Below are 14,210 nucleotides of genomic sequence, written 5' to 3'. Positions count from 1 at the left end.
GTGCACAGGGCACCGGGTGCTCCCCGCAGCGAAATAAAGGAGGAGCGAAGCGGGGGACATTCGCGGAGGGGAGCACCCGGTGTCCTGTGCACGCACCCCGAATGATCAGGGCAGAAGCTCGAACTTGAGATCGGCCAGCGGCGTGACCTTTTCTTCACGCGTCATCTTGTACTCGGTGTTCGGCCCGAGCCACTTCGCCCAGATCCTGTCGAGCTCGCCCGACTTCTCCAGCGCGTAGAGCGCACCGTTCACCTTGGCCAGCAGCGCGGGCTCGTCCTTCTTCATGCCGACGCCGATGGGCTGCAGCACCATCGGCTCCTTGATCATCTTCAGCGCCACGCCTTCGGCCTTCGACTGGTTGACCAGCTTGGTGATGGTCATCGTGTTCGCGACCATGCCGACCGACTTGCTCTGCTGCACCGCCATGAAGGCCGATCCCGTGTCCTGGAAGGTCACCGGCTCCGAGCCGTTCATCTTGATCGACAGTTCCGAGGTCGAGCCCTTGGTCGAGCTCAGGCGCTTGCCCTTGAAGTCGGCCTTGCTGGTGCCCGGGTCGGAAGCCTTCACCGCCAGCATTTCCTTGGCCACGTAGTACGGGTCGCTGAACTGGATCTGCTCGCCGCGGCTCTTGGTGTAGGCCAGGTTGGCGACGGTCACGTCGACACGGCCGAGCTTGACCTCGGGCACGCGCGCCTCCACCGACAGCGGCGTGACCTTGGCTGTCAGGCCGAGCTCCTTCGCGAGCGCGTTGCACAGGTCGACGTCGTGGCCCACCATCTCGCGCGTCTTCGGATCGGGGGCCGCGAACGGCGGCACGTCGGCGAAGGTGCCGCAGCGCAGTTCCTTGCGCTGGCTGATGTCGCTCCACTGGTCGGCGTGGGCCAGGAAAGGCACGGCGCCAAGGCAGGCGCCGATGGCGGCAAGACGGAAAGCGGTTCTGTTCGACATGCTGGACTCCTGAAGAAATTCGAGGGGGATGAAAAAACGAAGATCAGTGCGCGCGCAGATCCGACAGGAAGCGCTGCGCGCGCGGATGCTGCGGGCTCTTGAAGAAAGTCTCGGGGTCGGCCTTCTCGAGGATGCGGCCCGCGTCCATGAACCAGACGCGGTCGGCCACCTCGCGGGCGAAGTTCATCTCGTGCGTGACGCACATCATGGTCATGCCGTCGTTGGCGAGGCTGCGCATCACCGACAGCACCTCGCCCACCATCTCGGGGTCGAGCGCACTGGTGGGCTCGTCGAACAGCATCGCAGGCGGCTCCATGGCGAGTGCGCGGGCAATGGCCACGCGCTGTTGCTGCCCGCCCGAGAGCTGGGCGGGGTACGCACCGGCCTTGTTCGACAGGCCCACACGGTCGAGCAGTTGCGCCRCCCTCGCCTTCGCCTCGGACCGCTTCACGCCCAGCACCCGCATCGGCGACAGCATGATGTTCTCCAGCACCGAGAGATGCGGGAACAGGTTGAAGCTCTGGAACACGAAGCCGATGCGGCTGCGCAGCTTGTTGAGCGCCCCGCTGCTCATGGGCGCGTGGATGTCGTGGCCGTCGAACAGCAGCTGCCCCGACTTCACCTCCTCGAGCCGGTTGACGGTGCGGATCAGCGTGGACTTGCCGGAGCCCGAAGGCCCGCAGACCACCACCACCTCGCCCTTCTTCACCTCGGCGTTGACGTCGGCGAGCGCCTGGTAGTCGCCATACCACTTGTTGATGTTGGAGAACAGGATCATGGTGTCATCCCCTGCGGGGTGTGGAACGGGATTCATGGCTCTGTCTCCTTGTGCGCTTGTCGATGGCCGTCGTGCGCGGCCTCACGGATTCGCCACCACCGGTGGCGGCAGCGAAACACCGTCTTCGGATGTCTTCACCGAGGCGGCGCCGAGCCGCTTGTGGGCCACGCGCCGCTCCAGCCACTGCGCCAGCTGGGTCAGGCTGAAGCAGACGACGTAGTACGTCATCGCCAGGATGAAGAACACCTGGAACGGCTTGGTCAGCAACTGGTTGTTGATCTGGTTCGCCGCGAAGGTCAGTTCCTGCACGTTGATCACGTAGCCCAGCGTGGTCTCCTTGATGGTGGAGATGAACTGGCTCAGCATGCTCGGCAGCATGTTGTAGAGCGCCTGCGGCAGGATCACGAACCACATCGTGCCGAGGTGGCTGTGGCCGAGCGCACGCGCCGCCTCGGTCTGGCCCTTGGGCAGGGCCTGGATGCCGGCGCGCACCACCTCCGACAGGTAGGCGCCCTCGTAGATCACCAGCGTGCACAGCATGGTGGTGAAACCCGACACATCGCGCCCGATCAGGATCGGCACCAGGAAGTAGACCCACAGGATCACCATCAGGAGCGGCACGCCGCGCACCACGTAGACCAGCACCGTGGCCGGCCAGCGCAGCAGGCGCCAGGGCGACAGCCGCGCAAGCGCCAGCAGCACCGACAGCGGAAACGCCAGCACGATGCCCAGCACCGACAGGATCAGCGTGGCGACGATGCCGCCGAGCGGCCCGCTGGGATACTGGCCGATGAGCAGCAGCAGCCAGTTGTCGCGAAGGATTTCATAGACGCTGAACATGGCTTCCTACCTCGCTCCGACGATGCGGTAGCGCCGCGACAGCCAGCCGCCCACCGCCATGATGAGCAGCGAGCACACGAGGTACAGCACCGTCGCCATGCTGTAGGCCTCGAAGGTGCGAAAACTCTGGCTCTCGATTTCCTTCACCGCATGGGTCAGCTCGGCCACGCCGATGGCCATGGCCAGGCTGCTGTTCTTGAACAGCGACACGCTGTGGTTCACCAGGGCCGGCACCGCGTTGCGGATGGCCTGCGGCAGCATCACGTGGCGCATCGAACCGATGTAGCCATGGCCGAGCGCCCGCGCGGCCTCGGCCTGGCCTGCGGGGATCGAGCGCAGGCCCGAGCGCATGTCTTCGCTGAAGTAGGCGGCCTGGCAGAGGCCGAGCGCGACGATCGAGAGAATCGTCTCGGCGTTGTGCACCGACAGCCAGCCCTGCAGCGCATCGGGCAGCAGGCTGAAGATGCCGAAATACCAGAGCATGAGCTGCACCAGCGTCGGCACGTTGCGGTGGTAGGAGACATAGCCGGCCACCACGCGCCCGGCCAACCGGTTCGGCGTGAGCCGCACCATCAGCAGCACGATCGCCATGGCCATCGCCAGCAGCCAGGAACCGGCCGCGATCTTCAGCGTCTCCTGCAGGCCGTGCCAGAGCATTGCACCGAACTCCGGCTTCAGCAGGATCGCCAGCAGGTCGAAGTTCTTCATGCGCTGTTCCTTTGCATGGCTTGCGGGCGCGGTGCCACTCAGGCCTGCGGCGCGTCCGGCCGCGCGGTCGAGAGCCCGCCGGGCACCTGCAGCGTCGGCGTGATTTCCATGTGGCCCACGTTGACCGCAATGGGGGCCGCAATCGCGAAGGCGATGGCGTTCGCGATGTCCTCGGCCTGCGGCAGCTCGTAGCCATCGACGAAGCGCTTGTAGGTCTCTTCGGAGTCGCCGTGCACGTGCGCGAAGATGTCGGTGGCCACGCGCCCCGGGCAGATCTCCGTCACGCGCACGCGCTTGCCGAAGACGTCGATGCGCAGCTGGCGCGACAGCATGCTCACGGCCGCCTTGGTCGCGTGGTAGGTGCTGTTGCCGCCGAAGTTGTAGGCCGCGGCAATGGAGCTGATGTTGACCACGTGGCCCCGGTCGCGCGCGGCCATGCCGGGCACCACGAGCCGGCACAGGTGCAGCACGGCGCGCAGGTTCACGTCGACCAGCAGGTCGATGCCCTCGGCGTCGGCCTTGAGGATGGAGCCGGGGCGGTCCACGCCGGCGTTGTTGACCAGCACGTCGAACTCCACTTCCTGCGTGAGGCGGGTGATGCCGGCGAGGTCGCTCACGTCGATGGCATGCGGGATGCAGCCGGTGCGCGCAGCCAGGTCGGCCAGCTTGTCGGCGCTGCGCGCCAGCGCGTGGACCTTCAGGCCCTCTTTGCAGAGGCGTTCGACGACGGCGGCGCCGATGCCCGAGGAGGCCCCCGTCACCAGCGCGGTCTTGTAGTCAGAGAACGGCATCTTTGTTTCTTTCGTTGGAACTGGAGATCACTGCTTTGCCTTGCTTTGAATTCACTGTATCGAGCGCCCCTTCGCGGCGCCAAGACGGTTTGACTGTGGAGCGATAAGCCGCCCTTATGTTGCCCCGTGTTCGTGCGCATGACCTAGGGTAAGCACCAGGTCCGGGCTCCGGAGCCGCTAGTCCGACTGCCTCGAAATGGGTACCACGCGGCCCGCCTGCTCGACCACGCCGCGCACGGCGCGGGCCAGCTCCACCGCGCCGGGCGTGTCGCCGTGCAGCAGGATCGAATGCACGCGCATCGGGATCCTCTTGCCGCTGTAGCTGGTGACCGTGCCCTCGTCGAGCAGCTGCCGCACGCGCGCCAGCACCGCGTCGCGGTCGTGGATCACCGAATCGGGCAGCTTGCGCGGCACCAGCAGGCCGTCGTCGTCGCAGGCCCGGTCGGCCAGGAAGGTGGTGCGCACGCGCAGGCCGCAGCGCGCGGCCGCATCCTCGATGGCGCGGCTGGCGGAAGAGCTGACGATGAGCATCGGATCGAAATCCGCCACCGCGCGCACCAGCGGCTCGGCGAACTCGGCATTGGCTGCGGCCATGTTGCCGAGCGCGCCGTGAAAGCTCATGTGCGTCATGCGGTGGCCGGCGGTGCGCGCCATGCCGTCCAGTGCGCTCAACTGGTAGAGAACGTAGGCGACGAGTTCCTTCGGCTCGATCTGCATCGGCCGGCGGCCGAACCCGAGCAGGTCGGGAAATCCCACATGCGCCCCCACGTCGACGCCGCGCGCACGCGCCATGCGCACGGTGCGGTCCATGATGACCGGATCGCCCGCATGGAAGCCGCAGGCCACGTTGGCGGAAGAGACGATGTCGAGCAGTGCCTCGTCCTCGCCCATACGCCAGGGGCCGAAGCCTTCGCCGAGGTCTGCGTTGAGGTCGATGTCCATGGGGAGTCCTTCTCTCGTTCGTCAGAGGGGGTTCAGGTCGACCAGCGGCGTGCCGTAGCCGACCGCCAGGCCATCGGCTGCGTGGACGCCGTCGACGATGCCGGCCTGCGGCGCGGTCACGGGCAGCAGCAGCGGGCCGATCTTCAGCAGGCCGACGGTCTGGCCGGCTTCCACGCGCTGGCCGATGCGCGCAAGCGGTGTGGCGGCCAGCGGATGGCTGTGCAGGAACACGCCGACCGAGGGGGCGTGGATCGACAAGGGCTCTGGTTCGGCTTCTTCCGCCGGCAACTCCACGATGTCATCGCCCTGCCGACCGAGGCGCAGGGTGCCTTGCGGCGTGCGCAGTTCGAGCAGGCCGATGTCGGTGCCGGCCAGCCAGGCGGCCAGCTGTGAGGTGCGCAGTGCTGTGTCCTGCATGTCAGTTTTTCCCGGGGCGCATTTGTTCGGGGCGTGTGCACAGGACACCGGGTGCTCCCCTCCGCGAATGTCCCCCGCTTCGCTCCTCCTTTATTTCGCTGCGGGGAGCACCCGGTGCCCTGTGCACGGGGGCGCGGCCGTTGTGCTGGCCGATCAACCAGTGCTCTGAGCGATCACGCCGATGGGGTGCCTTGCGCAGCGAAATAAAGGAGGAGGCMTGCGGCCYTAGGCCGCGCCGGGGGACATTCGCGGAGCAAGGTACCCCGTCGGCGTGAGCGCGCCCTGAACAACGAACGTCAAACACAACAACGCGACGAACAGAAAAGCAAGGTGTCATCTCAGTGCCTCCCAGCAGGCACAGGCGCACCGCGATGCAGTTCCACCATGCGCGCCACCTTGTCGAGCCAGGCGCGCACTTCGTCGAGCGCGGCCAGCGCTTCGTCCCAGGTGGTTTCGATGAAGCGGATGCGGCTGCCGATCGGCGCCTGGCCCAGGCGCCACATGTCGGCTTCGATCACGGTGCCGAACTTGGGGTAGCCGCCCGAGGGCTGGGCATCGCGCATCTGGATGATCGGCTGCCCGCTGTGCGGCACCTGGATCACGCCGGGCACGATGCCGTGCGAGCGCAGCTCCATCGGCGCGATGGGGCGCAGCGCCTCGCCTTCGAGGCGGTAGCCGTAGCGGTCGCTCTGGGAGGTGATCTTCCATTCGCCGGCCCAGAAGACGTCACGCGACGCCGCCTCGAACGCCAGGTACTCGGCTGCGGGCAAGACGCGCACGGCCGCCACGCCGCCCCGCTGCAGCGGCAATGCGAGCGCGGGCGGCACGAGGCCGAAGCCGGTCTTGCACGCAGTGCCCGCACCGGCGGCACGCAGCACGTCGCCCCGGCGCAGCGCACGCCCTTCATGGCCACCGAATGCGCCACGCAGCTGCGTGCTGCGCGAGCCCAGTACCTCAGGCACGTCGACCCCGCCTGCCAGGCACAGCATGGCGCGGCTGCCGCGCTGCTGCGCGCCGCCTTGCGGCAGGCCCAGCGTCAGCACCTGCCCGGCCCGCGCCTGGTGAACCCACCAGGGCAGCAGCGGCTGGTCGTCCAGCCGGGCCGCGCAATCGGCGCCGGTCAGCGCGAACGCGCAGTCCTCGTCGAAACGCACCTTGAAGGGAAACACCGGCACCTCGATGGCGGCCGCATCGAGCGCATTGCCCAGCAGCAGGTTGCCGGCCGCGAGCGCCAGGTTGTCCATGGCGCCCGAGGTGCCGACGCCCCAGCGCAGGCTGCCGGTTCGCCCCAGGTCCTGCACGGTGGCGAGCGCGGCCGAAGAAAGCACTTCGATCATCGGACGATGCCCTCCACGCGAAAACGGATCATGTCGCCCGGCTGCAGCGCCGCGGGCGGGTCCTGCGCGGGATCGAAGAAAGACATCGAGGTGCTGCCGATGGTGTTCCAGCCGCTGGGCCCGGCCGAGGCCGACACGCCGGTCTGCGCGCCGCCGATCGACACCGCGCCGCCCGGGATGCTCAGCACCGGCACCTTGCGGCGCGGCGTGGCGATGCGCGCGTCCATGCCGCCCAGGTAGCAGTAGCCTGGATGGCTGCCGAGCGCATACACCGGGTAGAGCGGCGCGCTGTGCAGCTCGACGATCTGCTCGACGCTCARGCCGGTGTGTGCCACCACGTCGGCCATGTGCGGGCCGCCCGCGCCGCCGTAGACCACGGGCAGCTCGACCACCCGGCCTTCCCGTGGCAGCGCGACGGCCGCATCCCATGCGTCGCGCAGGCGCGCCTCCAGGGCTTCGAGCGCACCGAGGCCGCGCGGCGGGCGCAGGAAGGTCAGCATCAGGTTGTTCATGCCCGGCACGGCTTCACGGATCTCCGGCCAGGCCTGGGTCTCGTGCGCCAGCGCCCAGATGCGCTGCTGCGAGGTGAGGTTCATCTCGCCGGGCGCTTCGAAGATCAGTGCGGTCGTGCCCAGCAGGCTGATCGATGGCTGTTGTGCGATCACGCCGCGCTCCTTTGCTGCAGCCAGCGTTCGAGGTGGTGGATGTCCACGCCGCCGACGGCAAAGCCTTCGTCGCGCAGCAGTTCGCGGTGCAGCGGCACGTTGGTCGCGATGCCGTCGATGCGCATCTCGGCGAGCGCGAGGCGCATGCGGTCGAGCGCATCGGTGCGCGTGGCGCCGTGCACGATCAGCTTGGCGATCATCGAGTCGTAGTAAGGCGGCACGCGGTAGCCGGCGTTGGCGTGCGAATCGACGCGCACGCCGAAGCCGCCCGGCACCTGCCAGCCGGTGATGCGCCCGGGCGCGGGTGCAAAGGTTTCGGGGTTCTCGGCATTGATGCGGCACTCGATCGCATGGCCCTGGCATCGCACATCGCGCTGCGCCAGCGAAAGGCGCTCGCCGCGCGCCATGCGCAACTGCTGCTGCACGATGTCGATGCCGGCGGTCATCTCGGTCACCGGGTGCTCGACCTGCAGGCGGGTGTTCATCTCGATGAAATAGAAGGCGCCCTTCTCGTAGAGGAACTCGAAGGTGCCCACGCCGCAGTAGCCGATCTGCCGGCAGGCGGCCGCGCAGCGCTCGCCCACCTCGGCCATCAGGGCATCGTCGATGCCGGGCGCCGGCGCCTCCTCGATCACCTTCTGGTGGCGGCGCTGCAGCGAGCAGTCGCGGCTGCCCAGCCACACGGCGTTGCCGTGGCTGTCGGCCAGCACCTGGATCTCGACGTGGCGCGGATGCAGCAGGAACTTCTCGATGTAGACCTCGGGGTTGCCGAAGGCCTGGCGCGCTTCCTCGCGCGTCAGCGCCATCGCATCCAGCAGCGCCGCTTCGTCGTGCACCACGCGCATGCCGCGCCCGCCGCCGCCGCCCGCCGCCTTGACGATCACCGGGTAGCCGATTTCGCGTGCGATGGCCTGGATGGCGGCCGGGTCTTCCGGCAGACCTTCGTCGGGCCCCGGCACGCAGGGCACGCCGGCCTTGCGCATCGCGCGCTTGGCCGAGACCTTGTCGCCCATGGTGCGGATGCAGGCGGCGCTGGGACCGATGAAGACCAGGCCGGCCTGCTCCACGCGCGCGGCAAAGCCCGCGTTCTCCGACAGGAAGCCGTAGCCCGGGTGGATGGCCTGCGCGCCGCTGACTTCGGCGGCGAACAGGATGGCGGAGGGGTTCAGGTAGCTCTGCCCCGGCGCCGACGGCCCGATGCACAGCGCCTGGTCGGCCTGTGCGACATAGCTGGCTTCGCTGTCGGCCTCGGAATGCGCGACCACGGTCCTGAGACCCAGGCCGCGGCAGGCGCGCAGGATGCGCAAGGCGATCTCGCCGCGGTTCGCAATGAGGACGGTATCGAACATGGCGCGACTTTCCTCAACCGAAGCGGAACAGGGGTTCGCCTGCTTCCACTTCCTGGCCCGAACGCACCAGCACGGCCTGCACGGTGGCGGCAGCGTCGGCGCGGACTTCGTTGAACATCTTCATGGCCTCGATCACGCAGAGCATCTGGCCGGCCTCGACGGCCTGCCCCGGCCGCACGAAGGGCGGCTCGCCGGGCGCGGGCTGCAGGTGCACCACGCCGTAGAGCGGTGCGAGGCATTCGGCTGCGGCGGCCGCCGGTAGCGCCGGCTCTGCGGATGCCGCTGCGGGCGCCTTGCGCCCGGCAGCCGGACGTCGCGCAGCGGGCGCAGCTGTCAGCGCCGATTGCTTCACCAGCCGCAGCGTGCTGCCGTCTTCGCTGTACTCCAGCTCCGCGAGGTCCGAGGCCGCGAGTGCGTCGATGAGCGTCTTGATCTGTTCCTGCTTCATGCCGGGCCTGCCTGTGGCGACAGAACATCCTTGGTGGCCGACGCATTCCGCGAACGCGTGACGGCAGGCATGAAAGGTAACGGGCCGCGGGCACAAAGCCCAAGACGGAATGACTGTGCCGGGATAAGGGCGGCTTATGACGCCACGTACGACAGCACGTTACGACAGCGCGGCCAGCTCGGGTTCGGGCGTGGCCGCGAAGGTGCCGGCGAGGTCGACCACGAGCTCGAGCAGGATGCTCTTGACCGCCTGCGCCGGCTCCGAGAGCGGCAGGTGGTCGGACTGGCACAGCGCCAACGGGGCCTCGATGACCGGATCGACGATCTGGAACTGCCAGGCCCCGCAGGACGCTACCACTTCGCGCGCCATCGACGCCGGCAGGATGGTGGCGCCCAGCCCGTCGGCGATGGCCGCGGTCAGGGTGAAGGCCGATTCGATCTCGGCCACCACGCGCGGCACCATGCCCGCGCGCACGAAGGCCGCGTCGACCAGCTTGCGCACCACGTTGTAGGGGCGCGGCAGGAAGAGCTCGATGTCGCGCAGGTCGGCCAGCTTCACCGGCTGTGCGGGCGCCGGCATCGCGGCCGGCCCGACCAGGAACAGCGGCTCCTTGAGCAGCGGCAGGAAGCTCAGGCCGTGGATCGCCTTGTCGCCGTAGAGCACGGCCAGGTCCATGCGGCCGTTCATGATGAGTTCGCTCAGCGTGGTGCCGTAGTTCTCGTTCAGGTAGAGCAGGATGCCGGGGTGGCGTGCACGCACGGTGCGCAGCAGCGGCAGCGAGAGCGCAGAAGCCGCGGTGCCGGGCGCAAGCCCCACCGACACCTGGCCCGACAGCCCCTCGCCAGCCGCTTCCATGTCCACGCGCGCCTGCTCGCACTGGCGCAGGATGATCTGCGCATGCCGGTACAGCACCTTGCCGGCCTCGGTGGGCGTGACGCCGCGCTTGGTGCGCACGAGCAGCTGCTGGCGCACCTCGCCCTCCAGCGTGGCCAGTTGCTGGCTCAGCGCGGGCTGGGCAATGAAAAGGACCTCGGCCGCCTGCGTCAGGCTGCCGATGTCCACGATCTTCACGAAATATTTGAGGCGTCGCAGGTTCACGCCTTGTCCCCAAGCAAAAGCCGAGCCTAGCACCGCCCCCGCGCAGCGGCCATCGGGGCTCACCATAAGCTGCGCCTATACAACCAGTGCAATCTCGTCTTGGCCTCGCGGGATCGATGTGCGTACCGTTCGGTCCATGCCATCGCCAACCCAGGAAGACAAGTGACGCTCTCCCGCATTGCCGCCCGCGTGCGGCGCATCAAGCCCTCGCCCAGCACCTCCGCCGCCGACCGCGCCAACGAACTGCGCCGCCAGGGCAAGTCGATCGTGAACCTCGTGGTGGGCGAGCCCGACTTCGACACGCCGCCCCACATCCGGCAGGCCGCCGCCGTCGCCATCGAGAAAGGCGCGACGCGCTACACCCTGATGGCCGGCACGGTGGAGCTGCGCCAGGCCATCGTCGCCAAGCTCGAGCGCGAGAACGGCCTGCACTACGCGATGAACGAGATCATCGCCACCAGCGGCGCCAAGAGCGCGATCTACAACGCCTTCGCCGTCACGCTGGAGCCGGGCGACGAGGTGATCATTCCCGCGCCCTACTGGGTGTCGTACCCCGACATGGTGCTGGCCTGCGACGGTACGCCGGTCACCGTGGCCTGCCCCGAAGCCAACGGCTTCAAGCTGACGCCCGCGCAGCTGGAGGCCGCGATCACGCCGCACACGCGCTGGCTGCTGATCAACTCGCCCAGCAACCCGACCGGCGCCAGCTACACCGCCGACGAATACCGCGCGCTGGCCGAGGTGCTGCAGCGCCATCCGCATGTGATGGTGATGACCGACGACATCTACGAGCACATCCGCTTCGACGGCCAGGCGACGCCGCACCTGCTCGCGGTCGCGCCCGCGCTGCGCGAGCGCACGCTGGTGGTCAACGGCGTCTCGAAGACCTATGCGATGACGGGCTGGCGCATCGGCTATGCGGCCGGTCCGGCCGACCTGGTCAAGGCGCTGGACACGCTGCTGTCGCAGTCCACCGGCAACTGCTGCTCGGTGAGCCAGGCGGCCGCCGCAGCGGCGCTCAACGGCAATCAGGACTTCGTGGCCGAGAGCGTGGCGATCTACAAGCAGCGCCGCGACCGCACCCTGGCGCTCATCAACGACATCCCCGGCCTGCACTGCGCCGCGCCACCCGGCGCCTTCTACCTCTACATCCACTGCGGCGGCCTGATCGGCAAGACCACGCCGCAGGGCAAGCGGCTGAACGAAGACGGCGACGTGGTGATGTACCTGCTCGAGAGCGAAGGCGTGGCCGTGGTCGCGGGCACCGCCTACGGGCTCTCGCCCTACTTTCGTCTCTCCATCGCCACCGCCATCGAGACGCTGGAAGAAGGCTGCGCGCGCATCGCGCGGGCCGTGGCCGCCCTGCGCTGAAGCGCCCCTGACCTGAATTACCGAGGACAACACCCATGCCCTACAAAGCCATCCGCAAGAACCCGTCGGCCCCGCAAGTGGCGCCGGAGATCATCGCCGCGCTGCACGACATCCCGGTTGCCGCGCTGAGCGACAACATGCACCGCAACATCGGCAGCGTCGGCCTGCAGCCCTACCACCGCCCCGGGCACAAGACGATGGCAGGCACCGCCGTCACCGTGAAGACGCGCGGCGGCGACAACTTCACGATGATGCGGGCCTTCGAGTTCTGCCGCCCCGGCGACGTGCTCGTGATCGATGCGGGCGGCGACGTGACGAACGCGGTGATCGGCGGCATCCTGTCGTTCTATGCGGCAACGATCGGCACCGTGGGCGTGGTGCTCGACGGCGCCATCCGCGACGTGGCCGAGATCCGCGCGCGCGACTTTCCGGTGTACGCGCGCGGCGTCAACCACCGCGGCCCGTACAAGGACGGCCCCGGCGAGATCAACGTGCCCGTGTCGGTGGGCGGCATGGTGGTGAACCCCGGCGACATCGTGGTCGGCGACCAGGACGGCCTGATGGCCTTCGCGCGCGACGAAGCCGAGCTGCTGATCGAGAAGGCCCATGCGCACCTGGCCACGGAGGCCCGCACGATCCAGGCCATGAAGGAAGGCCGGTGGGACCGCTCCTTCCTCGACGCGCTCGAGGCCCGCTGCGCCAACTGAAAACCCATACCTGGCACCTGAACGATGCCCCACAAGCTCCTGGTCATGGGCGTGTCCGGTTGCGGAAAGTCATCCACCGCCGCCGCGCTCGCCCGGGCCCTGGGCGCCCTGATGATCGAAGGCGACGATTACCACCTGCCGCGGAGCCAGGAGAAGATGCGAAGCGGCATCGCGCTGGACGACGAGGACCGCGATCCCTGGCTCGACCGGCTCGGCGTCCTGGCGGCGGCGTCGGCGGGCCACGTGGTCTTCACCTGCTCCGCCCTCAAGCGCCGCTACCGCGACCGCCTGCGCACGGCGGAGCCCGCACTGCGCATCGTCTACATCGAGATCGCCCCGGACGAAGCGCGCACCCGCGTGGCGGCGCGATCGGCCCACTGGTTTCCCGCCAGCCTGGTGGACAACCAGTTCGCGACGCTGGAGCCGCCGCTCGGTGAGCCCGGCGTGCTGCGGGTCGATGCGGCATGGACTGTCGCGGCGCAATGCGAGGCCGTACTGCGCTGGCTCGATCGCACGCAACAACGAAGCCATTGCCGCACCGCGCAGTAGCGCTTGCCCCGCCAGATGGCGTCCCTCCCGATGGGCTCACAATTCACCCACTGGAGGTGAACGCGATGGATGGTCTGGAAGAAACGGCAGAAGCAGCCAAGGGCAAGCTCACATACCCTTTCGCGGAGATTCCGCAACGCGGCAAGTCGATCGAGGTCGCGGCCGGCGTTCACTGGATCCGCATGCCGCTGCCCTACTCGCTCGACCACATCAACCTGTGGGCGCTCGACGACGGCGCCGGCTGGGCGGTCGTGGACACGGGCGTGCGCACCGAGGAAACCGTGGCGGTCTGGCGCGAGCTGTTCGCCAATTCGCCGGACACGCGCGGGCTGACCCGCGTCTTCGTGACGCACATGCACCCCGACCACGTGGGCATGGCGGGCTGGCTCACGCGCAAGTTCGGCGTGYGGCTGTGGATGACCCGCTCCGAGTACCTGATGTGCCGCGTGATGGTGTCCGACACCGGGCGCGAGGCGCCGGACGATGCGATCGCGTTCTACCGGCGCGCCGGGTGGAGCGATGCGGCCATCGAGACCTACCGCACGCGGTTCGGCAACTTCGGCAAGCACATCCATCCGCTGCCCGACAGCTTCAGGCGGCTGCGCGACGGCGAGGTGCTGCAGATCGGTGCCCATGCCTGGCGCGTGGTCACCGGCAACGGCCATTCACCCGAGCATGCCTGCCTCTACTGCCCCGACCTTCAGCTGCTGATCTCGGGCGACCAGATCCTGCCGCGCATCTCGTCCAACGTTTCGGTTTCGCCAGCCGAGCCCGATGCCGATCCGATGGCCGACTGGCTCGCGTCGCTGGCCAAGCTCAAGCGGGAAATTTCCGACGACGTGCTGGTGCTGCCTTCGCACAACGAGTGCTTTCGCGGCCTGCACGCGCGCATCGACAGGCTGCAGCAGGGGCAGGACCGCTCGCTCGACCGGCTGCGGAATGCACTGAAGGCGCCGAAGCGCGCGGTCGACGTGTTCGGCAGCCTGTTTGCCCGCAGCATCGCCGAATCCGACGTTGCGCTGCTGGGCATGGCAACGGGCGAGAGCCTCGCCTGCCTCAACTACCTGCTGCACCGCGGCGAGATCGCTTGCGAGATCGCCGAGGACGGCACGGCCTGGTATCGGTCTGTCGGCTAGGGCCTGTTTGCGATCTATTTGGCGTTGGGGGGCGTTGTTCAGGGCGCGATCACGCCGACGGTGTACTCTGCTCCGCGAATGTCCCCCGGCGCGGCCTATGGCCGCATGCCTCCTCCTTTATTTCGC

The 14,210-nt window shown here is 68.4% G+C and carries 16 protein-coding genes; 4 read left to right on the top strand and 12 right to left on the bottom strand.

Features of this window, described 5'->3' with window-relative positions:
• Nucleotides 1-105: 105 nt before the first annotated feature.
• The 12 genes from AC1DXX_RS21265 to nac all read right to left on the bottom strand — a co-directional run bounded on the left by AC1DXX_RS21265 (nucleotide 106) and on the right by nac (nucleotide 10,321).
• Nucleotides 106-948, bottom strand: a complete 843-nt coding sequence (locus AC1DXX_RS21265) for an ABC transporter substrate-binding protein (protein WP_478136197.1) — start codon at nucleotides 946-948, stop codon at nucleotides 106-108.
• Between the two features lie 43 nt (nucleotides 949-991).
• Nucleotides 992-1,726 (bottom strand): amino acid ABC transporter ATP-binding protein, encoded by a 735-nt coding sequence (locus AC1DXX_RS21260; RefSeq protein WP_478136198.1) that lies wholly within the window; start codon nucleotides 1,724-1,726, stop codon nucleotides 992-994.
• 81 nt (nucleotides 1,727-1,807) lie between these two features.
• A complete protein-coding gene (locus tag AC1DXX_RS21255) occupies nucleotides 1,808-2,566 on the bottom strand; it encodes an amino acid ABC transporter permease (protein WP_478136196.1) in 759 nt (252 codons plus the stop codon).
• A 6-nt stretch (nucleotides 2,567-2,572) separates the two neighbouring features.
• Nucleotides 2,573-3,274: an amino acid ABC transporter permease gene (locus AC1DXX_RS21250; RefSeq protein WP_478136195.1), complete on the bottom strand. Its 702-nt coding sequence runs from the start codon at nucleotides 3,272-3,274 to the stop codon at nucleotides 2,573-2,575.
• Between the two features lie 38 nt (nucleotides 3,275-3,312).
• Nucleotides 3,313-4,065 carry an SDR family oxidoreductase gene (locus tag AC1DXX_RS21245; protein ID WP_478136194.1) on the bottom strand — a complete coding sequence of 251 codons (753 nt, stop codon included), beginning with the start codon at nucleotides 4,063-4,065 and terminating at the stop codon, nucleotides 3,313-3,315.
• A gap of 177 nt (nucleotides 4,066-4,242) precedes the next feature.
• A complete protein-coding gene (locus AC1DXX_RS21240; protein WP_478136193.1) occupies nucleotides 4,243-5,007 on the bottom strand; it encodes a LamB/YcsF family protein in 765 nt (254 codons plus the stop codon).
• A gap of 21 nt (nucleotides 5,008-5,028) precedes the next feature.
• Nucleotides 5,029-5,424 (bottom strand): acetyl-CoA carboxylase biotin carboxyl carrier protein, encoded by a 396-nt coding sequence (locus AC1DXX_RS21235; protein WP_478136192.1) that lies wholly within the window; start codon nucleotides 5,422-5,424, stop codon nucleotides 5,029-5,031.
• A 338-nt stretch (nucleotides 5,425-5,762) separates the two neighbouring features.
• Nucleotides 5,763-6,761, bottom strand: a complete 999-nt coding sequence (locus AC1DXX_RS21230) for a 5-oxoprolinase subunit C family protein (protein WP_478136191.1) — start codon at nucleotides 6,759-6,761, stop codon at nucleotides 5,763-5,765.
• A complete protein-coding gene (pxpB, locus tag AC1DXX_RS21225; protein WP_478136190.1) occupies nucleotides 6,758-7,426 on the bottom strand; it encodes a 5-oxoprolinase subunit PxpB in 669 nt (222 codons plus the stop codon). The genes AC1DXX_RS21230 and pxpB overlap by 4 nt, the downstream gene beginning before the upstream one ends.
• The gene (gene accC, locus AC1DXX_RS21220; RefSeq protein ID WP_478136189.1) at nucleotides 7,423-8,775 is read right to left on the bottom strand and encodes an acetyl-CoA carboxylase biotin carboxylase subunit; all 1,353 of its coding nucleotides are present in this window, start codon (nucleotides 8,773-8,775) and stop codon (nucleotides 7,423-7,425) included. The genes pxpB and accC overlap by 4 nt, the downstream gene beginning before the upstream one ends.
• 13 nt (nucleotides 8,776-8,788) lie before the next feature.
• Nucleotides 8,789-9,223, bottom strand: coding sequence for an acetyl-CoA carboxylase biotin carboxyl carrier protein (locus AC1DXX_RS21215; RefSeq protein WP_478136188.1), 435 nt, complete (start codon nucleotides 9,221-9,223; stop codon nucleotides 8,789-8,791).
• Between the two features lie 159 nt (nucleotides 9,224-9,382).
• The gene (gene nac / locus AC1DXX_RS21210) at nucleotides 9,383-10,321 is read right to left on the bottom strand and encodes a nitrogen assimilation transcriptional regulator NAC (protein ID WP_478136187.1); all 939 of its coding nucleotides are present in this window, start codon (nucleotides 10,319-10,321) and stop codon (nucleotides 9,383-9,385) included.
• 162 nt (nucleotides 10,322-10,483) lie between these two features.
• Between nac and AC1DXX_RS21205 the strand changes: the two genes are divergently transcribed.
• From AC1DXX_RS21205 to AC1DXX_RS21190, 4 genes are all read left to right on the top strand, one after another.
• Entirely contained in the window at nucleotides 10,484-11,692 is a 1,209-nt protein-coding gene (locus tag AC1DXX_RS21205) for an aspartate transaminase (protein WP_478136186.1), read from the top strand.
• Nucleotides 11,693-11,727: 35 nt separating this feature from the next.
• Nucleotides 11,728-12,399 carry an RraA family protein gene (locus AC1DXX_RS21200; protein WP_478136185.1) on the top strand — a complete coding sequence of 224 codons (672 nt, stop codon included), beginning with the start codon at nucleotides 11,728-11,730 and terminating at the stop codon, nucleotides 12,397-12,399.
• A gap of 24 nt (nucleotides 12,400-12,423) precedes the next feature.
• The gene (locus AC1DXX_RS21195; RefSeq protein ID WP_478136184.1) at nucleotides 12,424-12,948 is read left to right on the top strand and encodes a gluconokinase; all 525 of its coding nucleotides are present in this window, start codon (nucleotides 12,424-12,426) and stop codon (nucleotides 12,946-12,948) included.
• A gap of 65 nt (nucleotides 12,949-13,013) precedes the next feature.
• The gene (locus tag AC1DXX_RS21190) at nucleotides 13,014-14,084 is read left to right on the top strand and encodes an MBL fold metallo-hydrolase (protein WP_478136183.1); all 1,071 of its coding nucleotides are present in this window, start codon (nucleotides 13,014-13,016) and stop codon (nucleotides 14,082-14,084) included.
• Nucleotides 14,085-14,210: the final 126 nt, after the last annotated feature.

This window comes from Variovorax sp. P4_B10 (assembly GCF_056402375.1).
This window is presented reverse-complemented; position numbering and strand designations above follow the sequence as displayed.

Coding starts and splice junctions, on each gene's coding strand:
- AC1DXX_RS21195 (WP_478136184.1), top strand. CDS start 12,424: ATGCCCCACAAGCTCCTGGTCATGGGCGTGTCCGGTTGCGGAAAGTCA.
- AC1DXX_RS21200 (WP_478136185.1), top strand. CDS start 11,728: ATGCCCTACAAAGCCATCCGCAAGAACCCGTCGGCCCCGCAAGTGGCG.
- AC1DXX_RS21255 (WP_478136196.1), bottom strand. CDS start 2,566: ATGTTCAGCGTCTATGAAATCCTTCGCGACAACTGGCTGCTGCTGCTC.
- AC1DXX_RS21245 (WP_478136194.1), bottom strand. CDS start 4,065: ATGCCGTTCTCTGACTACAAGACCGCGCTGGTGACGGGGGCCTCCTCG.
- AC1DXX_RS21230 (WP_478136191.1), bottom strand. CDS start 6,761: ATGATCGAAGTGCTTTCTTCGGCCGCGCTCGCCACCGTGCAGGACCTG.
- accC (WP_478136189.1), bottom strand. CDS start 8,775: ATGTTCGATACCGTCCTCATTGCGAACCGCGGCGAGATCGCCTTGCGC.
- AC1DXX_RS21240 (WP_478136193.1), bottom strand. CDS start 5,007: ATGGACATCGACCTCAACGCAGACCTCGGCGAAGGCTTCGGCCCCTGG.
- AC1DXX_RS21235 (WP_478136192.1), bottom strand. CDS start 5,424: ATGCAGGACACAGCACTGCGCACCTCACAGCTGGCCGCCTGGCTGGCC.
- AC1DXX_RS21265 (WP_478136197.1), bottom strand. CDS start 948: ATGTCGAACAGAACCGCTTTCCGTCTTGCCGCCATCGGCGCCTGCCTT.
- AC1DXX_RS21215 (WP_478136188.1), bottom strand. CDS start 9,223: ATGAAGCAGGAACAGATCAAGACGCTCATCGACGCACTCGCGGCCTCG.
- AC1DXX_RS21250 (WP_478136195.1), bottom strand. CDS start 3,274: ATGAAGAACTTCGACCTGCTGGCGATCCTGCTGAAGCCGGAGTTCGGT.